Annotated in this window: 20 protein-coding genes; 12 read left to right on the forward strand and 8 right to left on the reverse strand. The window is 67.6% G+C overall.

Going from position 1 to position 20,774, the window contains the following annotated elements; genetic code table 11:
- Positions 1-22 precede the first annotated feature (22 nt).
- The 7 genes from pnuC (at position 23) to WS45_RS10615 (ending at position 10,284) form a co-directional block, all read left to right on the forward strand.
- Positions 23-634: a nicotinamide riboside transporter PnuC gene (gene pnuC / locus WS45_RS10585; protein ID WP_059531890.1), complete on the forward strand. Its 612-nt coding sequence runs from the start codon at positions 23-25 to the stop codon at positions 632-634.
- A gap of 36 nt (positions 635-670) precedes the next feature.
- Positions 671-1,879: a phosphotransferase enzyme family protein gene (locus tag WS45_RS10590; RefSeq protein ID WP_059699745.1), complete on the forward strand. Its 1,209-nt coding sequence runs from the start codon at positions 671-673 to the stop codon at positions 1,877-1,879.
- Positions 1,880-2,107: 228 nt separating this feature from the next.
- Positions 2,108-3,412 carry a TolC family protein gene (locus WS45_RS10595; protein WP_059699746.1) on the forward strand — a complete coding sequence of 435 codons (1,305 nt, stop codon included), beginning with the start codon at positions 2,108-2,110 and terminating at the stop codon, positions 3,410-3,412.
- A 26-nt stretch (positions 3,413-3,438) separates the two neighbouring features.
- Complete coding sequence (locus tag WS45_RS10600) at positions 3,439-4,908, forward strand: efflux RND transporter periplasmic adaptor subunit (RefSeq protein WP_059699748.1); 1,470 nt, start codon at positions 3,439-3,441, stop codon at positions 4,906-4,908.
- Between the two features lie 56 nt (positions 4,909-4,964).
- Positions 4,965-8,177 carry an efflux RND transporter permease subunit gene (locus WS45_RS10605; RefSeq protein WP_059699750.1) on the forward strand — a complete coding sequence of 1,071 codons (3,213 nt, stop codon included), beginning with the start codon at positions 4,965-4,967 and terminating at the stop codon, positions 8,175-8,177.
- On the forward strand, positions 8,177-8,860 hold the full coding sequence (irlR, locus tag WS45_RS10610; protein ID WP_059466657.1) for a heavy metal response regulator transcription factor IrlR: 684 nt from the start codon (positions 8,177-8,179) through the stop codon (positions 8,858-8,860). The genes WS45_RS10605 and irlR overlap by 1 nt, the downstream gene beginning before the upstream one ends.
- Entirely contained in the window at positions 8,857-10,284 is a 1,428-nt protein-coding gene (locus WS45_RS10615) for a heavy metal sensor histidine kinase (RefSeq protein ID WP_059699753.1), read from the forward strand. The genes irlR and WS45_RS10615 overlap by 4 nt, the downstream gene beginning before the upstream one ends.
- 94 nt (positions 10,285-10,378) lie before the next feature.
- On the opposite strand, the gene WS45_RS10620 is transcribed toward WS45_RS10615, so the two are convergent.
- Positions 10,379-10,669 (reverse strand): DUF4148 domain-containing protein, encoded by a 291-nt coding sequence (locus tag WS45_RS10620; protein ID WP_059531872.1) that lies wholly within the window; start codon positions 10,667-10,669, stop codon positions 10,379-10,381.
- Between the two features lie 99 nt (positions 10,670-10,768).
- Between WS45_RS10620 and WS45_RS10625 the strand changes: the two genes are divergently transcribed.
- Positions 10,769-11,212, forward strand: coding sequence for a hypothetical protein (locus WS45_RS10625; protein ID WP_257140330.1), 444 nt, complete (start codon positions 10,769-10,771; stop codon positions 11,210-11,212).
- A 204-nt stretch (positions 11,213-11,416) separates the two neighbouring features.
- Here WS45_RS10625 and WS45_RS10630 read toward each other — a convergent pair whose 3' ends face one another.
- Positions 11,417-12,577: a porin gene (locus WS45_RS10630; RefSeq protein ID WP_059699756.1), complete on the reverse strand. Its 1,161-nt coding sequence runs from the start codon at positions 12,575-12,577 to the stop codon at positions 11,417-11,419.
- A gap of 246 nt (positions 12,578-12,823) precedes the next feature.
- Here WS45_RS10630 and WS45_RS10635 point away from each other — a divergent pair, with 246 nt between their 5' ends.
- From WS45_RS10635 to WS45_RS36070, 3 genes are read left to right on the forward strand one after another with little or no spacing between them, the layout of a single operon-like run.
- Positions 12,824-13,168 (forward strand): DUF4148 domain-containing protein, encoded by a 345-nt coding sequence (locus WS45_RS10635; RefSeq protein ID WP_257140408.1) that lies wholly within the window; start codon positions 12,824-12,826, stop codon positions 13,166-13,168.
- Between the two features lie 33 nt (positions 13,169-13,201).
- On the forward strand, positions 13,202-13,699 hold the full coding sequence (locus WS45_RS10640) for a hypothetical protein (protein ID WP_257140331.1): 498 nt from the start codon (positions 13,202-13,204) through the stop codon (positions 13,697-13,699).
- Positions 13,699-13,824: a hypothetical protein gene (locus WS45_RS36070; protein ID WP_257140332.1), complete on the forward strand. Its 126-nt coding sequence runs from the start codon at positions 13,699-13,701 to the stop codon at positions 13,822-13,824. Before WS45_RS10640 ends, WS45_RS36070 begins: the two co-directional genes overlap by 1 nt.
- A gap of 35 nt (positions 13,825-13,859) precedes the next feature.
- On the opposite strand, the gene WS45_RS10645 is transcribed toward WS45_RS36070, so the two are convergent.
- From WS45_RS10645 to WS45_RS10660, 4 genes are all read right to left on the reverse strand, one after another.
- On the reverse strand, positions 13,860-15,155 hold the full coding sequence (locus WS45_RS10645) for an O-acetylhomoserine aminocarboxypropyltransferase/cysteine synthase family protein (RefSeq protein WP_059531860.1): 1,296 nt from the start codon (positions 15,153-15,155) through the stop codon (positions 13,860-13,862).
- Between the two features lie 189 nt (positions 15,156-15,344).
- A complete protein-coding gene (locus tag WS45_RS10650; protein ID WP_059699760.1) occupies positions 15,345-16,568 on the reverse strand; it encodes an RtcB family protein in 1,224 nt (407 codons plus the stop codon).
- A gap of 50 nt (positions 16,569-16,618) precedes the next feature.
- Complete coding sequence (locus tag WS45_RS10655; RefSeq protein WP_059699762.1) at positions 16,619-17,380, reverse strand: class I SAM-dependent methyltransferase; 762 nt, start codon at positions 17,378-17,380, stop codon at positions 16,619-16,621.
- 14 nt (positions 17,381-17,394) lie between these two features.
- Complete coding sequence (locus WS45_RS10660) at positions 17,395-18,021, reverse strand: LysE family translocator (protein WP_059531846.1); 627 nt, start codon at positions 18,019-18,021, stop codon at positions 17,395-17,397.
- A 207-nt stretch (positions 18,022-18,228) separates the two neighbouring features.
- On the opposite strand from WS45_RS10660, the gene WS45_RS34870 reads away from it, so the two are divergent.
- Positions 18,229-18,351 carry a hypothetical protein gene (locus tag WS45_RS34870; protein WP_373559425.1) on the forward strand — a complete coding sequence of 41 codons (123 nt, stop codon included), beginning with the start codon at positions 18,229-18,231 and terminating at the stop codon, positions 18,349-18,351.
- Positions 18,352-18,440: 89 nt separating this feature from the next.
- Here WS45_RS34870 and WS45_RS10665 read toward each other — a convergent pair whose 3' ends face one another.
- Both WS45_RS10665 and argG read right to left on the reverse strand, forming a co-directional pair.
- Positions 18,441-18,938 (reverse strand): hypothetical protein, encoded by a 498-nt coding sequence (locus WS45_RS10665; protein ID WP_059531843.1) that lies wholly within the window; start codon positions 18,936-18,938, stop codon positions 18,441-18,443.
- A gap of 213 nt (positions 18,939-19,151) precedes the next feature.
- Positions 19,152-20,489, reverse strand: coding sequence for an argininosuccinate synthase (argG, locus tag WS45_RS10670; RefSeq protein ID WP_059531840.1), 1,338 nt, complete (start codon positions 20,487-20,489; stop codon positions 19,152-19,154).
- Between the last annotated feature and the right edge of the window lie 285 nt (positions 20,490-20,774).

A 20,774-nucleotide genomic window follows, 5' to 3' on the forward strand; every position in this document is an offset into this window, starting at 1 on the left:
GCCAACCAGGAGAGCACAGACGATGTCCCCACTCGAAATCGCCGGCGTGATCGTCAGCGCGCTCGCGATCTGGCTGACCGCGAAACGGCGCATGCTGTGCTGGCCGGTCGGGCTCGCGTCGGTCGCGCTGTACGGCTGGATCTTCTTCGACGCGAAGCTGTATTCCGACATGCTGCTGCAGGGCGCGTTCGCGGTGTTGCAGGTGTACGGCTGGCGCCGCTGGATCGCGCAGCGTACGCTGGAGGCGAGCGGCGGCGCGGCGCCGGCCGGCGATGTCGCGCCCGTCACTGGCGTGCGGCCGCGGCAGATGCTGCCCGACCTGATCGCGGCCGTCGTCGGCAGCGCGCTGCTCGGCGGGATGATGGCGCGCTGGACCGACGCGGCGCTGCCGTTCGTCGATGCGTCGCTGACCGCGTTCAGCCTCGTCGCGCAATACTGGACCGCGCGGCGCTACATCGCGTCGTGGGGGTTGTGGATCGTCGTGAACGTCGTATACGTCGGGATGTTCGTGTTCAAGGAACTGTATCTGACGGCCGGACTCTATGCGCTGTTCATCGCGCTCGCCGTCATCGGCTGGCGCGACTGGAGCCGGACGGCCGACGCGCTGCGCGCGACGGCGAGCCCGGCGGGCTGATTCACGGGCCGATTCAACAACGGAGCTGCGTCGTTCATGACATTTCCTCTCGAGCCGAACGCGCCTGCGTCGCGTGACGCCGTCGACGCGCGGGACGTCGCACCGCCGCAATTCGGCGTCGACGGCGAGCAGGCCGAACGCGACTGGCCGCTGATGACGCACGACGAAGTCGCGGGCGTGCTCGCGCGGATCGATGGCGTCGGCGCGCCGGCGCGGCTCACGTGGCACAGCCCGCGGCCGTTCTCGGCGGCCGTGCTGGTGCACACGACGGACGAGCGCACGCTGTTCGTCAAGCGTCATCACGTGAGCCTGCGTGATGTCGCCGGACTCGAGGAAGAGCATCGCTTCATCGCGCATCTGCGTGCACGCGATGTTCCGGTCGCCGACGTGCTCGCCGGTCGCGACGGCGCGACCGCGTTCGCATCCGGCGACTGGACCTATGAAGTGCACGTGGTCGCGCCGGGTGTCGATGCGTATCGCGGCGTGATGTCGTGGCAGCCGTTCACGCATCCTTCGCATGCATACGCGGCCGGCCGCGCGCTGGCCGAACTGCATCGCGCATCGGCCGGCTACGATGCGCCGGCGCGGCCCGTGCGCACGCTGTTGTCGAGTTTCCGCGTACTGTCGTCCGCCGATCTGGCGGGTGCGCTCGAACGCTGGGTCGATGCGCAGCCGCTGCTGGTGCGCGCGCTCGGCACGCGCGACTGGCGCGGCGACGTAGCGGATGCGATCGGCCCGTATCATGCGCGCCTCGTGCCGCTGCTTCCCGCGCTGCCGCCGCTGTGGACGCACGGCGACTGGCACGCGTCGAACCTGTTGTGGACCGATGCCGGCCCCGGCGCGCGGGTGCGCACCGTGCTCGACTTCGGCCTGTCCGATCGCACGTGCGCGGTGATGGACGTCGCGCTGGCGATCGAGCGCAATACGATCGACTGGATGGCGCTGGCCGATGCGCGCCGCATCGAATACGCGCACATCGATGCGCTGCTCGACGGCTACGAATCGCTCGAACCGCTGAGCGACGATGCGTATGCGGCGCTGGTCGCGATGCTGCCGATCGTGCATACGGAGTTCGCGCTGTCGGAAGTTGCGTATTTCGGGTGCATCATCGAGGCCCCGGCGATCGTCGACGTCGCGCACGACGGCTACCTGCTCGGGCACGCACGCTGGTTCGGCGAACGCGACGGACGACGACTGCTCGACTGGCTGGCGCAACGCCGGCGCGCGAAGCGGGGCAGCGTGTAAAGCTGCGCGCCGGCCGTCGTCGAGCCGGCAATGTTGTTTTCCTTCCGTGCGGCGATCGCACCGCACATTCACTGAAATCATCCGATCCACGAAGCGGACCCTGCTCCCGCAGGACGCCGCACGTCCGCACGTCGTCGCATCCAACATGACGGAAATGTCATCTTCGGCTCATGTTCGCACTGCACCCGATCCGTAGCATCGGTGCGAACCGTTATCGCAGAACCGAACATGCTCAAGCTCACCCTCGCCGTGGCCGTCGTCTTCGCGACGGCCGCGACGGCCAATGCGCAATCGCTGCAGGTCGCGGCCCCGGTCTTGGCCTCGACGGCTTCCGCTGTCGCACCGCCGTCCGACGCCGCTTCTTCCCCATTGCTGACGCTGTCCGACGCGCTCGCGGCAGCGGCCCGCAACAACCCGGCGTTGCGCGGCGCGCGCGCGGACGTCGACGCATCGGCCGGCGCGCTGATACAGGCCGGCGCGCGTCCCAATCCGGAAGTGTCGTTCCTGCAGGAAGGCTTCAGCCGTGCGGAGCGCACGTCGACCGCGCTGATCAACCAGACCATCGAACTCGGTGGCAAGCGCCGCGCGCGGCTCGATGTCGCGTCGTACGGCCGCGAGGCCGCGAACGCGTCGCTCGACGAGCAGGGCGCCGCCGTGCGCGCCGATGTGGTCGCGGCGTTCTACGGATTGCTTGCCGCGCAGCGGCAACTTCAGGTCACCGAAGAGTCGGCCGCGATCGCCGCGCGCTCGGCGGACCTCGCGGGCCGCCGCGCGCAGGCCGGCAAGGTGTCGCCGGTCGAGGCGACCAAGGCGCAGGTGGCGGCGGCCGGCGTCCAGATCGAGGTGGCGACCGCGCGCGGCCGTGTCGACGTCGCGCGCGAGAAGCTGAATGCGGTGATGGGTGAAGCGCGCAGCGACCGCCGCGTCGCGCTCGGCGATCTGGAAGTGGTGCCAGCGGTCGAGCCGCTGTCCGCGCTGACCGCGCAGCTCGACGACGCGCCGCTCGCCCGCGTCGCGCGCGCGCAGATGCTGCGCTCGAACGCGGCCGTGTCGCTCGAACGCGCGCGGCGCATTCCCGACGTGACGGTCAGCGCGGGCATGAAGCGGGTGACGACGGGCGGCGTGCCCGACAACCAGGCGGTGGTCGGGGTGTCGATTCCGATTCCGCTCTTCGATACGAACCGTGGCGCCTTGCTCGAAGCGACGCACAAGGCCGAGCGCGCGAATGCCGATCTCGACCGCGAGCGCACGCGGCTGCGGCTCGAACTCACGCAGGCGTACGCGAATTTCGACGCGGCCGCGCAGGAAGCGCGGCGGCTGAAGACCGACATCCTGCCCGGCGCGCGGCTCGCGCTCGATGCGATGTCGCGCGGCTACGAGCTCGGCAAATTCAGCTTCCTCGACGTGCTCGACGCGCAGCGCACGTTGTTCCAGGGGCAATCGCAATACGTGCGCGCGCTCGCCGACGCGCATGCGGCCCGCGCCGACATCGGCCGGCTCGTCGGCACGCCGCTCGCGGGCGTTGCGCAATAGCCGCGCTTCTTACCTGAAGGATCATCATGTCACGCAGCAGAATCTTCATCATTGCGGCGGCCGTGCTCGGCGGCGTCGGGATCGTGCTCGGCGCGCTCGCCGTCACGCGAGGCGGTGCGTCCGTGCCCGCGGGCACCGAAGCCGCGCAGGCGGCCGACGGCGTCGGCACCGGCTCGCACGGCGGCGTCGTGCTCACGCGCGGCACATTGTCCGTCGAGGTCGTGATGACGGAAAAACCCGGCGACGCGCGGCTCGTCGTCTATCCGTTCGTCGACGGCAAGCCTGCGACCAAGGGCGTTGCCGTGTCCGGCACGCTGGTGCGGTACGACCGCTCGCACGAACCCATGCGTTTCGACGCCGCGGGCCAGAAGTTCGTGTCGGCGCAATCGATCGCGAAGCCGCACGTGTTCGACGCGACGATCGACGTCAAGGCGGGCAACGAGGCCGCGTCGTTTCCGTTCGCGCGCGCGGACGGCGCGATCGCGCTGACCGATGAGCAGTTGAAGACGTCGAAGATCGCGCTCGCGAAGGCCGGCCCCGCGCAGATCGCCACGCCGTTCCAACTGCCGGGCGAGATCAAATTCAACGAGGATCGCACCGCGCACGTCGTGCCGCGCGTGGCCGGCATCGTCGAACAGGTGTCGGTGTCGCTCGGGCAGAACATCGCGAAGGGGCAGGTGCTGGCCGTGATCGCGAGCACCGATCTCGCGGACCGTCGCAGCGAACTGCTGACCGCCGAACGCCGGTTGTCGGGCGCGCGCGCGACCTATGAACGCGAACGCACGCTGTGGCAGGAGCGCATCTCGGCGGAACAGGATTACCAGCAGGCGCAGGTTCAGTTGCGCGAGGCCGAGATCGCCGTGCAGAACGCGCGGCAGAAACTGGCCGCGCTGAACGCGCCGGCCGGCGCGGGCGCGCTGAACCGCTACGAGTTGCGCGCGCCGTTCGCGGGCACGATCGTCGAGAAGCATGCGACGCCCGGCGAAGCGATCGCCGCCGACGCGAGCATGTTCGTGATCTCCGACCTGTCGACGGTGTGGGCCGAGATGGCCGTGCCCGCGCAGCGGCTGAACGACGTGCGCGTCGGCCGCGACGCGACGGTCAGCGCGACCGCGTTCGAATCGCGCTCGAACGGCCCGATCGCTTACGTCGGCTCGCTGCTCGGCGAACAGACGCGCACCGCGCCCGCGCGCGTCGTGCTGCCGAATCCGGACGGCGTGTGGCGGCCGGGGATGTTCGTGAACGTGTCGGTCGACGCGGGCAAGCAGGCCGTGCCGCTCGCCGTCGCGAGCGACGCGCTGCAGGACGTCGACGGCGTGCCGTCGGTATTCGTGCGCTCGCCGAAGGGCTTCGTCGCACAGGCCGTCGAGACGGGGCGGCGCGACGACCGTGCGACCGAAGTGCTGAAGGGGCTCAAGCCGGGCCAGGAATATGTGGCCGCGAACAGCTTCGTGCTGAAGGCCGAGCTCGGCAAGGGGAGCGCGGAACATGAATGAGCGTCACGTATCGAAGGCCCACGCAGTGGACGTTCCCCGCTTCGAGGAATCCCGCCATGTTTGAGCGCCTGATCCGCTTTGCGATCGCGCACCGCTGGCTCGTGATGCTGGCGATCGCGGCCGTGGCCGCGCTGGGCGTGTTCAGCTACCAGAAGCTGCCGATCGACGCGGTGCCCGACATCACGAACGTGCAGGTCCAGATCAACACGGCCGCGCCCGGCTACTCGCCGCTGGAGGCCGAGCAGCGCATCACGTATCCGGTCGAGACCGTGATGGCCGGCCTGCCGGGCCTCGAGCAGACGCGTTCGATTTCGCGCTACGGTCTGTCGCAGGTCACCGTGATCTTCAAGGACGGCACCGACATCTACTTTGCGCGGCAGCTCGTCAACGAACGCATCCAGGAAGCGAAGGACAAGCTGCCCGCCGGCATCGCGCCCGCGATGGGGCCGACGTCGACCGGCCTCGGCGAGATCTACCTGTGGACCGTCGAGGCCGACGCGGCCGCGCGCAAGCCCGACGGTACACGCTACACGGCGGCCGACCTGCGCGAGCTGCAGGACTGGGTCGTCCGGCCGCAACTGAGAAACGTGCGCGGCGTGACCGAGGTGAATTCGATCGGCGGCTACGTGAAGGAATACCGCGTCGCGCCGAACCCGGCGAAGCTGATGTCGTACGGGCTGACGCTCGCCGACGTCGTGCGCGCGCTCGAACGCAACAACGACAACGTCGGCGCGGGCTACATCGAGAAGCGCGGCGAGCAGTACCTGGTGCGCGTGCCGGGCCAGGCGCGCACCGTCGACGACATCGCGAACATCGTGCTGACCAACGTCGGGGGCGTGCCGGTGCGGATGAAGGAGGTCGGCCTCGTCGACATCGGCCGCGAGTTGCGCACCGGCGCCGCGACGTCGAACGGCGAGGAGGTCGTGCTCGGCACGGTGTTCATGCTGATGGGCGAGAACAGCCGCTCGGTCGCGAAGGCCGTCGCCGCGAAGATGGCGGACGTGAACCGCACGCTGCCGGCCGGCGTGAAGGCGATTCCCGTCTACGACCGCACCGTGCTCGTCGAGAAGGCCGTCGCGACGGTGAAGAAGAACCTGCTGGAGGGCGCGATCCTCGTGATCGCCGTGCTGTTCCTGTTTCTCGGCAACATCCGCGCGGCGCTGATCACCGCGCTCGTGATCCCGCTGTCGATGTTGATGACGTTCACCGGGATGGTCAACGCGAAGGTCAGCGCGAACCTGATGAGCCTCGGCGCGCTCGACTTCGGGATCATCGTCGACGGCGCGGTCGTGATCGTCGAGAACTGCGTGCGACGGCTCGCGCATGCGCAGGCCGTCGCGGGCCGGCCGCTGACGCGCGACGAGCGCTTCGCGGAAGTATTCGGCGCATCGCAGGAGGCGCGCCGCGCGCTGATATTCGGGCAACTGATCATCATGGTCGTGTACCTGCCGATCTTCGCGCTCACGGGTGTCGAAGGGAAGATGTTCCATCCGATGGCCGTCACCGTGGTGATGGCGCTCGCGGCGGCGATGGTGCTGACCGTCACGTTCATTCCGGCAGCCGTCGCGCTGTTCATCGGCGAGCGCGTCGAGGAAAAGGAAAACCGGCTGATGGGCTGGGCGCGGCGTGCATACGAACCCGTGCTCGCCGCATTCATGACGCGCCCCGCGCGCGTGATGCTCGGCGCCGGCGCGATCGTGCTGGCCACGCTCGGGCTCGCGACGCGGCTCGGCAGCGAGTTCATCCCGAGCCTGAACGAGGGCGATCTGGCGGTCGCCGCGCTGCGCATTCCCGGCACGAGCCTGTCGCAATCGGTCGAGATGCAGAAGGCGATCGAGAAGACGCTGAAGGCGCGCTTCCCGGAAATCGAGCGCGTGTTCGCGCGCACCGGCACGGCCGAGATCGCGGCCGATCCGATGCCGCCGAACCTGTCGGACGGCTACATCATGCTGAAGCCGACCGACAAGTGGCCCGATCCGAACAAGCCGCGCGATCAGTTCGTGCGCGAGATCGAAGAGGCGCTGGCGGAACTGCCGGGCAACGCGTACGAGTTCTCGCAGCCGATCCAGCTGCGCTTCAACGAGCTGATCTCGGGCGTGCGCAGCGACGTCGCGGTGAAGATCTTCGGCGACGACATGACCGTACTGAACCAGACCGGCGAGCAGATCGCGGCCGCGTTGCAGAAGGTGCCGGGCGCATCCGAAGTGAAGGTCGAGCAGACCACCGGCCTGCCCGTGCTGACCGTCAACCTCGACCGCGACAAGCTCGCGCGCTACGGCGTGACGGTCGCCGACCTGCAGGATACGGTGGCCGCGGCCGTCGGCGGGCAGAAGGCGGGGACGCTGTTCCAGGGCGATCGCCGCTTCGACATCGTCGTGCGGCTGCCGGACGAGCTGCGCTCCGACATCGAGGCGATCAAGCGTCTGCCGATCGCGCTGCCCGCGCCGGCCGCGGGTGCCAGCGCGCCGCTCGCGCAGGCGCCGTACGTGCCGCTCGCGGAACTCGCGACGATCGAGGTCGCGCCGGGCCCGAACCAGATCAGCCGCGAGGACGGCAAGCGGCGCGTCGTCGTCAGCGCGAACGTGCGCGGCCGCGACGTCGGCTCGTTCGTTGCCGATGCGCGCGAGCAATTGCAACAGGACGTGCGCGTGCCGGCCGGCTACTGGGTGTCGTGGGGCGGCCAGTTCGAGCAGTTGCAGAGCGCGAGCGAGCGGCTGAAGCTCGTCGTGCCGCTCGCGCTGTTCATGGTGTTCGTGCTGCTGTTCGTGATGTTCAACAACGTGAAGGACGGGCTGCTGGTCTTCACCGGCATTCCGTTCGCGCTGAGCGGCGGCGTGGTGTCCTTGTGGCTGCGCGGGATTCCGCTGTCGATCACCGCGGCGGTCGGCTTCATCGCGCTGTCCGGCGTCGCGGTGCTCAACGGTCTCGTGATGATCTCGTTCATCCGCAACCTGCGCGACGACGGGATGCCGCTCGACGCGGCCGTGCGCGAAGGCGCGCTCACGCGGCTGCGGCCCGTGCTGATGACCGCGCTCGTCGCGTCGCTGGGCTTCCTGCCGATGGCATTCGCGACCGGCACCGGCGCCGAGGTGCAGCGCCCGCTCGCGACGGTCGTGATCGGCGGTATCCTGTCGTCCACGGCGCTGACGCTGCTGGTGCTGCCGGTGCTGTACCGCGTGAGCCACGCGGTGTCGTGGCGCGCGGTATTGCGCGGCGGGTTCGGCGCGGGCGTGCTGCGCCGGCTGGGTTTCTTCAAGGGTAATGCGTGATGCGAATTCTGATTGTCGAGGATGAACCGAAAACCGGCGCCTATCTGCGCAAGGGCCTGACCGAAGCCGGCTATGTCGTCGACTGGGTGGAGGACGGCATCACGGGCCAGCATCAGGCCGAGACCGAGGAGTACGATCTGCTCGTGCTCGACGTGATGCTGCCGGGGCAGGACGGCTGGACGCTGCTGCAGAACCTGCGTCGCAGCAAGTCGACGCCCGTGCTGTTCCTCACCGCGCGCGACGACGTCGGCGACCGCGTGAAGGGGCTCGAACTCGGCGCCGACGATTATCTGGCCAAGCCGTTCGACTTCGTCGAACTCACCGCGCGCATCAAGTCGATTTTGCGGCGTGGCCAGCCGCGCGATTCGAACACGCTGCGCGTGGCCGATCTCGAACTCGACCTGACGCGCCGCAAGGCCACGCGGCAGCGCGACACGATCCTGCTGACCGCGAAGGAATTTGCGCTGCTGTGGCTGCTGATGCGTCGCGAAGGCGAGATCCTGCCGCGCGCGACGATCGCGTCGCAGGTGTGGGACATGAACTTCAACAGCGATACGAACGTCGTGGATTCCGCGATTCGGCGACTGCGCTCGAAGATCGACGACGCCTACGAACCGAAGCTGATCCACACCGTGCGCGGGATGGGCTACGTGCTCGAAGTGCGCGACGGCGCGGCCAAATGATCGCGCGCCTGCTGCCGCGCACGCTGCGCGGACGCCTGACCGCGCTGATCATCCTGTCGACGTCGGTGATCCTCGCCTCGAGCGGCGTCGCGCTGTACGAGGCGTTGAGCAATCGCATCGAGACGACGGCGGCCGAGCAGATGGCCGGTATTTCGACCGCGCTGGGCACGCACCTGGCGGAAGCGCGTTCGACGGCCGACGTCGCGCGCAACCCCGATATCTGGATCGACCAGTTGCATGGGCATCCGAACATGGACCTGGCGATCTACGATGCGGCCGGCACGCGCATCGTCGGCACGCCGGGATTCCGGACCTACGCGCCGCTGCTGTCGACGGACGCGGGCCGTATTCCGGTATTCGTCGCGCCGCCCGGCGTGCGGCATCAGTATCTGGTGATGACCGTGCCGCTCGCCGGCGCGGGCGCGCCCGTCGTGCGCGTCGCGGTGCAGTACGACCGCAGCGCCGACGTGCTGCTGCTGCGCACGCATGCCTATACGATCGTCGTGATCGAGGTGTTCGGCGTCGTGCTGGCGGCCGCGATCGCATACGGCATAGCGGCGCTCGGGCTGAGCCCGTTGCGGCGCTTCGCGGCGCGGGCCGAGCAGATGTCGACGAGCCGGCTGGCCCATCCGCTGCCGGAACTCGATACGTCAGGTGAACTGAAGGAACTGGAGCATGCGTTCAACGGGATGCTCGCGCGCCTGAACGAATCGTTTACGCGGTTGAGCCAGTTCTCGTCGAATCTCGCGCACGACATGCGCACGCCGCTCACGAACCTGCAGGCGGCCGCGCAGGTCGTGCTGTCGCAGCCGCGCGGCGCGGACGAATATCGCAGCGTGATCGAGTCGAGCATCGACGAGTATCAGCGGCTGTCGAGGATGATCGAGGACATGCTGTTCCTCGCGCGCTCGGAGCAGGCCGGCACGTCGATCGACGTGCGGCGGCTCGATGCGGCCGAGGAGGCCTCGCGAGTCGCCGGCTACTACGAGCCGCTCGCGGAGGACGCGGGTGTGTCGGTGAAGGTCGACGGCTACGCATGGGTCGATGCGGATCTCACGCTGTATCAGCGCGCGTTGAGCAACCTGCTGTCCAATGCGCTGGCGTATGCGCCGCGCGGCAGTGTCGTGACGATCGATTGTTCGGAACAGGCCGGCGCGACGACGATCGCCGTATCGGATACGGGGCCGGGCATCGATGCGCAGCACGTCGCGCGGATTTTCGAGCGCTTCTATCGCGTCGATCCGTCGCGGCACAATTCGGCGTCGGGGACGGGCCTCGGCCTCGCGATCGTCCGGTCGATCATGGACAACCATGGCGGCGAATGCGGGGTCGACAGCGTTCCCGGCCGGCGCACGACATTCTGGCTGCGCTTTCCGCAGCGGCCGCCGGGTGCGCCGAAGACGATGCCGGCGGCCCATGCTTGAGATCGCACGCCGGCACGGCCGCGCGTTCGCCGCGATACGGCGGCGCGCGGCACGCTGCCCGCGATCGCGCGGCAGCGCCCGCGCCTGACCGGCATCAGCGGGTCGCGAGGCTGTCGTGATTGTCGGCCTGCGGCGCCTTCTCGCCGGCATGCACCGAAATCCCGTGAAGCTCCTTGTTGCGCGCGACGATCTCGCCGGTCGGCGGGTACTGCGTCTTGCTCGTCGGCACCACGCCGTCGTGCTGCGCCTGCTTCAGTTCGTTGATGACTTCCGCGCGGGTCTTGCCCTGCATTTGTGTTTGCGTTTGCGCGAATGCGGCTTGCGTGGCGATGCCGAGCGACAGCGTCGCGGTGACGAACAGGGCAGCGAGTTTTACCGTTTTCATGGAGCTCTCCTTGATGAGGCCGCCGGGTGGCGATCCATGGAACCAGTATGCGAAAGCAGCCGAGCGTGACCGTGATCGGCAGATGAAAAATCCGTCAGATTGCGCGGCGGCGTGTCCAACGTGCGGGCCCTGGCCGACATGACGCGATCGTCATGTTCGGGTCATGCGTGCGATGAACGGAAAGCGGAGCATGTCGCTTGCCGACGGCCGATGGTGTCGTCGGCATGCGCGCCGTTCGCCGCGCCGGCATGGAAGGCGGCCGGCTTCGTTTCGACTTTCATTCCGGACCAAACAGTGGATCGTCCCGCCATTCGCCTGTCGTTGCTTGCGTTGCTGATTGCCCCGTTGGTCGCCGGTTGCGCGTCGTCCCGTCCCGATGCTGGAACGGTCGGATCGTCCGCACCGAAGGCCGCGCGCAATGCGGTGCCCGCCGGCCTGACGCCCGGCGAGCAGATCGACTATGCGGGACATCGCTGCGGCAATCCGAACTTCCACGTGAAGACGCATCCGTGCCTGTTCCCGAAGCGCAACGTCACGCCTTGATCCGTCGTACTGACGAAAAAAAGCCCGGCACTCACGGTGTCCGGGCCGAACGCGTGATCGTGCCGTGCGACAGCGATCCGCTTGCGTGGATTGCAACGGGCATTGCCCGTCACGCATTCGATGGTAGCGACACGATGCATCGCGAACCTGATCGGAAGATGAAATTTTCGTCATGCGCGTGCCCGCGCGTTGCCGCTGCCCCGATCAGAAACGATGGCGCAGCCCGAGATTGACGATCCCTTGCGTGCGCGTGCCGCCGTAGCCATAGGAGCCGATCGACGCCTGCGCCGTCTGCGTGCCGCCGTCGAGCGTGCGTTGCTCGCCGTTCGCGCGTTGCCACGCGCCGACCGCATAGAGATCGGTGCGTTTCGACAGCACGTAGTCCGCGCCGGCCGACACCTGATGGTAGGTCGCGCGCGTATCGCCGCGGGCTTTCGTGTAGCTGTAGCCGACGCCGACGAGCAGGCTCGCGCTCGCCTGATAGTTGAAGAAGCCGCGCGCGGTATCGTATTTCTGCGTGCTGCGAAACGCCGACATCGCATCGGCCTTGTACTGCGCGTTGCTGTAGTCGATGCCGACCGCGAAGGGCGCGAAGCTGTAGCGCAACGCGCCGCGTGCGATGCCGATCGACTTCGCGGAGATGTAGCCGCCGTTGACCAGCGATCCGTCGAACGTGCCGTCGGAGGTGCCGTTCCAGCCGGTCCGGATGCCGTCGGCAAGCGGCGACTTGTTGGCCGTGTAGTAGTAGCCGCCCGCGACATCGATCGGGCCGTTGCCGTACGAAAGCCCGGCCGACCAGGTTTGTCCCGCGCCCGTCTTGCCGGCCACGCCGCCGAGCGCAACCATACCGACGAACTGGAACCCGGCGATCACGGGGGACGTGTACTTCACTGCGTTGTCGGTTCGCGACGACGTGTCGTAGTTGTCGACGTCGCCGGGCGTCGCATACACGCTGCCGAAGTAGAAATCGCCGGTAATCGGCCATGCGACATCGGCAAGCGCGTCGTACTGGCGGCCGATCGTCAGCGTGCCCCAGCGCGAGCTGTCGAGACCGACGAACGCCTGCCGGCCGAACATCCGGTTGCCTTGCCCGAGCGCGCCGGTATTCGGATTGAAGCCGTTCTCCAGCGTGAAGATCGCCTTCAGCCCGCCGCCGAGGTCTTCCGCGCCTTTCACGCCGAAGCGGTTCCCGAGCAGGTTGCCGTTGCCCAGGCCGACGAGATTCTTGCCGTCTGCATTGGCATTCCAGACGTACGTCAGCGACGTATCGAACAGGCCGTAGAGGCTGACTTCCGACGCGTGAACCGCGTGGGCGGTCGTGAGCAGCGCACCGGACAGCATGACGAGCCGAGATGGAGTGTTCATGTTGGGTCCCTGAGGTTCGAGTTGATCGTTTCGTGCGTCCGTCGATCGCGCCGCCGCGCGTTCCGTGTGCGGGCGACGAATATGGCGAACGTGCAGGCGATTCTGGGAACCGTTCGAATCGCGACGGTGAGGGACAAATGAGGAAAATGTCATTCACGCGTCATGTGAGTCGAAGCATCTCGTCGATTTGCTTCGCACTGCGATTCAGGGCGTGGCATGCGATGACGAAATCGTCATCCCGTGTTCATGATCGCGCACCGCCATCGGATCAATCTTGGAACTCACGTTACCCATTCCGGACAAGGAGCGAAGCTCATGAACATTCGACGACCCCTGATTTCGATCGCCGTTGCCGCGCTGTCGATCGCCGCTTTCTCGCAGTCGGCCACCGCGCAGTCCAGGACACGACAGGAAGTGCGCCAGGAACTGCTGCGTGCCCGTCACGACGGCGTGATCCCGAGTCCGAAGCACGACTATCCGCCGAGCCCGGCCACCATCGCCCGCAATCAGGAAATCCATCGCGCGACGGTGCATCGCGGCGAATCCGCGCCGGTCGTCGATGCGCATGACAACGGCTTGGCAGTGCGTTGATATTTTTTCGAGGAGGAACGGACGATGCGCAACATGATGAAAGCGATCGTACTGGCTGCGTGCCTGACGGCGACGGCCGCAACGGCGGCCGGCTGGCCGGAGCGCGCGCTGTCGCATGCGCCGGAACACGACGTCGGCCGCCGCGCGAGCGAACGGATGCGCTGCGAATTCGCGGCCGTGCCGGCGGGCGAGTGGAGCGCGACGTTCACGCGCGGGCAATGCGAAGTCGGCAACGGGCGGCTGACGTTCCTGCCCGCCGATGCGGGCGCCGTGCCGGCGCCGCTCGCCGAGCAGCGGATCGTGCTTCGCGAGGTGCGTACCGCGTCGCATCAGTCGCGCAAATTGAAGGAGCAACTGCAACTGACCACGCGCGACGAAGTGATCGCGCTGAACGTGCTGACCGACGACGGCAGCCGCAAGTCGCGCGAGCATGCGATCGACCTGTGGGCCGCATTGCGCAACGAGGGCGTGACGCCCGTCAACGGCACACGCATCGTCGAGACGTATCCGACCGCCGCGACGACGTGGTGATGCTCGCGCGTCAGCCGGCCTTCGCCGAACCTTCGATCAGGAAGAACACGATGCCGCCGGTGAAATGCCGGATGACGCACGACGGCTTCGTGCCGGGCGTCGTTCCGGCATCAACCGGGGATTGAACACCTTGAGCGGGCGTGTGCACGCCTGCGCCAGGTCACACTTGCGCGAGCGCCTGGTCGAGATCGGCGAGGAGGTCGTCGATGTGCTCGATGCCGATCGACAGCCGCACCGTTTCCTCCTTCACGCCGGCCTTCGCGAGTTCGGCCGGCGACAGTTGGCGGTGCGTCGTCGAGGCCGGATGCGTCGCGAGCGATTTGGTGTCGCCGATGTTGACGAGCCGCGTGAACAGCTTCAGCGCGTCCTGGAACTTCGCGCCGCCGTCGCGGCCGCCCTTCACGCCGAACGTCAGGATGCCGGGCGCGCGGCCCGACAGGTAGCGCGCGACGAGCGGATGATCCGGGTGATCGGGCAGCCCCGCGTAGTTCACCCACTCGACGTGTTCGTGGCGCGCGAGATGCTGCGCGATTTTCAGCGCGTTGTCGCTGATGCGCTCGACGCGCAGCGCGAGCGTCTCGATGCCCTGCAGGATCTGGAACGCGTTGAACGGCGAGATCGCCGCGCCCATGTTGCGCAGCGGCACGACCCGCGCGCGCCCGATATAGGCGGCCGGCCCGAATGCTTCGGTGTACACGACGCCGTGATAGCTGACGTCGGGTTCGTTGAGCCGCTTGAAGCGGTCCGCGTGCTGCGCCCACGGGAACTTGCCCGAATCGACGATCGCGCCGCCGAGGCTCGTGCCGTGGCCGCCGAGATACTTCGTCAGCGAATGCACGACGATGTCCGCGCCGTGTTCGAACGGGCGCAGCAGATACGGCGACGGCACCGTGTTGTCGACGATCAGCGGGATCCCGTGACGATGCGCGACTTCCGCGAGCGCGGCGATGTCGGTCACGTTGCCGAGCGGGTTGCCGACCGATTCCGCGAAGATCGCCTTCGTGCGCGCGTCGATCAGCGGCTCGAACGATGCCGGGTCGCGCGGATCGGCGAAGCGCGTCGTGATGCCGTATTGCGGCAGCGTATGCGCGAACAGGTTGTAGGTGCCGCCGTACAGCGAACTGGCGGACACGATGTTGTCGCCGGCTTCGGCGATCGTCTGGATCGCGTACGTGACGGCCGCCTGGCCCGACGCCAGCGCGAGCGCGCCGATACCGCCCTCGAGCGCGGCGATCCGCTGCTCGAGCACGTCCGTCGTCGGGTTCATGATTCGCGTGTAGATGTTGCCCTGGACCTTCAGGTCGAACAGGTCCGCGCCGTGCTGCGTGTCGTCGAATGCGTACGCAACGGTCTGGTAGATCGGCACCGCGACCGCGCGCGTGGTCGGGTCGGGACGATAGCCGCCGTGCACGGCGATGGTTTCGAGTCGCCAGTTCGAAGTGGCCTGATCGGTCATGGGTGCTCCGGTCTGTTGTTGTCGTGGTCGAGCGATTATAGGAGCAGGTGCGCGGCCGCCTTTAGAACGAATGGTTGGTTGCTTATGCGGCCGCCGCGCTTGCGGCGCACGGCGCATCCTCGAAGTCGGCACGCTCGGCGGCGGGGACGGGTTTTCGATCTCGATCGTCGGCGCGTGACGCGCGCCGCGCTATCCTTTCACGCACACCACCTGACGCAGCGTGTGCACCACTTCGACAAGGCTGCGCTGCGCCGCCATCACCGCGTCGATGTCCTTGTAGGCCATCGGGATCTCGTCGATGACACCCGCGTCCTTCCGGCATTCGACACCGCGCGTCGCGCTCACCTGGTCGCCGACCGTGAAGCGGCGCTTCGCCTCGGTTCGGCTCATCGAGCGTCCGGCGCCGTGGCTGCACGAACAGAAACTCTCCGGATTGCCGAGCCCGCGCACGATGAAGCTCTTCGCGCCCATCGAGCCCGGAATGATCCCGAGCTGCCCCTTCTGCGCGGACACCGCGCCCTTGCGGGTCACGAGCACGTCCTCGCCGAAGTGGCGTTCGCGCTGCACGTAGTTGTGGTGGCAGTTCACCGCATGCTCGTCGACCGCGAACGGTTTCGCGATCACGCCGCGCGCCGCGCCGATCACCGCCTCCATCATCGCCTGCCGGTTGCGGCGCGCATAGTCCTGCGCCCAGCCGACCGCCTCGACGTAATCGTCGAAGTGGCGGCTGCCCTCGGTGAAATACGCCAGATTGCGATCCGGCAGGTTCGCGATGTGCTGCCGCATGTCGGCCTGCGCGAGCTCGATGAACAGGCTGCCGATCGCGTTGCCGACGCCGCGCGAGCCGCTGTGCAGCATGAACCACACGCGTCCGGCCTCGTCGATGCACACCTCGATGAAATGGTTGCCCGTGCCGAGCGTACCCAGATGCGCACGGTGGTTCGTCTTCTCCAGCTTCGGATACTTGTCGACGATGCGCTGAAAGCCCGGCAGCAGCGACTTCCACGATTCGGTCACGGCGGGCGGCGTGCGATCGCCCCATGCTCCGGGATCGCGGCGCCCCGGCACGCGGCCGTGCGGCACCGCGCGTTCGATCGCGCCGCGCAGCCCGCCGAGCGAGTCCGGCAGGTCCGCTGCCGTGAGCGTCGTGCGCGCCGCCATCATCCCGCAGCCGATATCGACGCCGACCGCGGCCGGAATGATCGCGCCTTTCGTCGGAATCACGCTGCCGATCGTCGAGCCCTTGCCGAGGTGGACGTCCGGCATCACCGCGACGTGCCTGAAGATGAACGGCATCTGCGCGGTGTTGCGCAACTGCGCGCGCGCATCGTCCTCGACCGCGACGCCTTGCGTCCACATCTTCACCGGCTTGCCGTTCGACAATTCCATCACCTGGAATTCGTCGCTACTCATTTGCTTCACCCTTCATTCCACTATTCGCGTCCGGCGCGGCATTCAACCGCTCACGCGTGGCAGATTGCAATGATCTCCGCGCTGGCCGCGTCGTCGAACGGCGCGCCGTGCCAGTCGCCGCACCATTCCGCCGACGTGAAGCCGGCGGCCGCCACGCGCGCCCGCAGGTCGGGCTGCGCGATGAAGCGCAGCAGGCTCGCGTTCTTCACACGCGTATTGTCGCGCTGAAAGTGGTAGACCGTGTCGAACGACACGATCGGGTCCTCGACCGCGGTTACCGCATGGTGCAGCTCGACGCTGCCGAACTCGGGCGAATCGATGCGGGACGCGGATGACTGCGGCGTCCAGTCACGCCACGGCTCGACACGCGGGTTGCGGGTGTCGAACAGGAAGCGGCCGCCGTCGGCCAGCACGCGCCGCACGCCGCGCAGCGTCGCGTCGATGTCCGCGTCGGTCAGCAGACACTGGAACGCGTGTCCGGTCATCACGACGGCATCGAACGGCGCGCCGGGCGGCAGGCCGCCGAGATCGCACGCGAGCCAGCCGACCGCGCCGGCGCCGGGCTGGCGTCGCGCATGGTCGATCATCGCGGGCGCGGGATCGATCGCGACGACGTCGTGCCCGGCCGCCGCGAGCCGGCGCGCGAACGTGCCGGTGCCGCAGCCGAGATCGAGAATCCGTTGCCGCGTGGCGCCGATGCGCGATGTGTAGAACGCGAAGTCGCGATCGCCTGCGTTGAACCGGTCGTAGACCGCGACGAGGCGCGGGTCGGTATAGAGGATTTCGCCGGCGGTTGCCGCGTCGGACGTCATGCGAAACGCGCGCGTCAGCGTTGCTGGACCGCGACGCGCAGCCCGAGCGCGATGAAGATCGAACCGATGATCTTCCCCTGCCAGCGCGTGAGCCACGCAAGCCGCTTCACGAGGCGGCCGAGCGGGCGGATCGAGCACGCGATCAGCGTCGTGTAGAGCGAGCTGAGCACGACGAAGATCAGCCCGAGCACCGCGAACTGCACGAACGTCGAGCCGCGTTCCGGATGCACGAACTGCGGCATGAACGCGAGGAAGAACAGCGCGGTCTTCGGGTTCAGCACTTCGGCGGGGATCGCCTGCAGGTATGCCTTCAGCGGCGTGACGGGCGACACTTTCGGCAGCGACGGATCGGACGGCCTGTCGAGCAGCGCGCGCACGCCGAGGTAGATCAGGTACGCGGCGCCGACCAGCTTCACGACGTTGAATGCGAGCGCCGACGTCATCAGCAGCGCCGACAGCCCGACCGCCGCGAACAGCGTGTGAACGAAGTCGCCGCTCGCGACGCCGAGCCCGGTCAGGATGCCGGTCTTGCGGCCGCCCTGCACGGTGCGGCTCAGCACGAGCAGCACGGCGGGGCCGGGAATCAGGAACAGACCCAGGACGACGGCGGTGAAGGTGGTCAGCGTGGTCAGGTCGAACATGGCGGCTCCGGCAAGGTTGGCGCAGCGCGGGGGACGACGCGGCGGCGCGAATGTTCCGATCATTCACTGCTCGATTCGCCAGAATATCAGCGTTTCGGGCATCGATGCCCGCTCCGGTCGCCGCCCGTCATCCGTCACCCGCCCGGCTCCCCCGCCAGAAAATCCACGAACGCCCGTATCCGGCGCCGACGCGGCCGCGGGATCGCGATGATCAATTCGATCGGCAACTTGCGCGGTTTCGTCGGGCTGTTCGCGATCGGCTGGCTCAAGCACGCGAAGGGTGGGTATGCCGCAAGGCTTTACGTGGTGGCGGGCACGCTCTGTTGCTGAGTCGCAAGGGTGCGCGCGAGCACGCCGTGTCGGGAGGTGACAGCATCGTTGAAGGCAGGACTTGCCGGACGCAGCGGTCGAAGGTTCCGCTATGCGCCCGATGCGCGGACGTTTTGCACGATCTCCAACGCACATGCATCGGCCGACGCCTTCGACGTATCGATCACGCAATCGCTGAACGCACGTGCCGCATAGCCTTCCCGATACATCTCGGCGATACGTTGCCGCTCCCAGTCCGTCAGCGCCCGCGTGCCGCGATCCGACGACGCGATCGCCTCCGGTGGCGCGAGCGTCACGACGAACAGCCGCGCATCGCGTGCATCGCAGGCCGCGCGCAGGCGTTCGAATTCCGCCTCGCCGATCGGGTAAGCGGTCACCAGGTGGCGTTCATTGGCCTGCGCGACCTGCGTGACGAGACGCGTCAGCGCGATCGCCCACTGCACGTCGAACGGGGCGTCTCCGGGCGCGTCGTGATCGTCGCCGTCGATGAAGCGTGCATCGGGCAGCAGGCGTGCGAGTGCGCGACCGATCGTCGTCTTGCCGCTGTTGATCGGGCCGTTCAGGTGAATGACGATGAGGGAGGTCATGAGCCGAGTCTGAATTCGAACGACTCGCAGCTTGCCATGAACGCAGCAGCGTTGCAGCGCCGTTCGCGGGCGACGCGAACGTGATGCGATAGCGGGAAATGCAGGAAGGGGAGAGGCGGAAGGGAAACGGCAAGCCGCGCATGCGACGACGCATACGCGGCTTGCCCCGCCGGGGCGCGTATCGGCTACGCGCCCGGCGTCGAACGAGGCGGCTTACTCGCCGCTGTCGCTCTTGATCTGCGGCAGCGCCGAAGCCTCGCCCGGCGTCAGCAGGCCGACTTGCGAATACACGCGCAGCTTGTCGCGCGTATCGGTGATGTCGAGGTTGCGCATCGTCAGTTGGCCGATCCGGTCGCGCGGCGAGAACGTCGATGCCACCTTCTCCATCGACAGGCGTTCCGGCTGATACGTGAGGTTCGGCGACTTCGTACTCAGGATCGAGTAGTCGTTGCCGCGGCGCAGTTCGATCTTCACTTCGCCGGTGATCGCGCGCGCGACCCAGCGTTGTGCCGTTTCGCGCAGCATGATCGCCTGCGGGTCGAACCAGCGGCCCTGATACAGCAGGCGGCCAAGACGGCGGCCGTTCTCACGGTACTGCTCGATCGTGTCTTCGTTGTGGATGCCGGTGACGAGACGCTCGTACGCGATGTACAGCAGCGCGAGGCCCGGGGCTTCATAGATGCCGCGGCTCTTCGCCTCGATGATGCGGTTCTCGATCTGGTCGCTCATGCCGAGGCCGTGGCGGCCGCCGATGCGGTTCGCCTCGAGCAGCAGCTCGACCTGGTCCTTGAACTCGACGCCGTTCAGCGCGACCGGCTGGCCCGCTTCGAAGCGCACCGTCACTTCCTCGGCGGCGATCTTCACGTCGTCGCGCCAGAACGCGACGCCCATGATCGGGTTCACGATCTTGATGCCGCTTTCGAGGCTTTCCAGATCCTTCGCCTCGTGCGTCGCGCCGAGCAGGTTCGAGTCGGTCGAATACGCCTTCTCGGCCGACATCTTGTATGCGAAGCCGGCCTGGTTCATGAATTCGGACATTTCGGCACGGCCGCCGAGTTCGTCGATGAACGTCTGGTCGAGCCACGGCTTGTAGATCTTCAGATCCGGGTTCACGAGCAGGCCGTAGCGGTAGAAGCGCTCGATGTCGTTGCCCTTGTACGTGCTGCCGTCGCCCCAGATGTTGACGCCGTCTTCCTTCATCGCGGCGACGAGCATCGTGCCCGTCACGGCGCGGCCGATCGGCGTCGTGTTGAAATACGTGACGCCGGCCGTCGTGATGTGGAACGCGCCGCTTTGCAGCGCGGCGATGCCTTCGGCGACGAGCTGCGCGCGGCAGTCGATCAGGCGGGCGCCGGCTGCGCCGTATTCGATCGCGCGTTTCGGGATCGCGTCGTAATCGTCTTCGTCGGGCTGGCCGAGGTTTGCCGTATATGCGTACGGGACGGCGCCCTTCAGTTTCATCCAGTGCAGCGCGGCGCTGGTGTCCAGGCCGCCGGAGAAGGCGATACCGACCTTCTGGCCGGTCGGGAGGCTTTCGAGAATCGTGCTCATAGGAATTACCGTGGATTGAAGCCGGTGGGATCGTATTTCGCGGAATATGCGAGTATCGGCTGTCCGGGAAGTTGGGGCAAGACCTGATTTTCGCGCCAATACGTCGTCGGGCCTGTCGCGGCGGGCCCGGCGGGCGGTTAACCGGCCGGAGAATCCGGCGGGAACCGGCCGCGGGCGGCTGTCGAAACCGGCGGAAACGCGGCGGCGCGCAGGCCCGGTTTCCGGGGCCGGATCGGCTGACGAGCACGGTCGCCGTCGACGGGATGCCGGTCCGTCTTCATGAAA

The sequence above is a fragment of the Burkholderia sp. RF2-non_BP3 genome (genome assembly GCF_001522185.1).
Lineage (GTDB): Bacteria > Pseudomonadota > Gammaproteobacteria > Burkholderiales > Burkholderiaceae > Burkholderia > Burkholderia diffusa.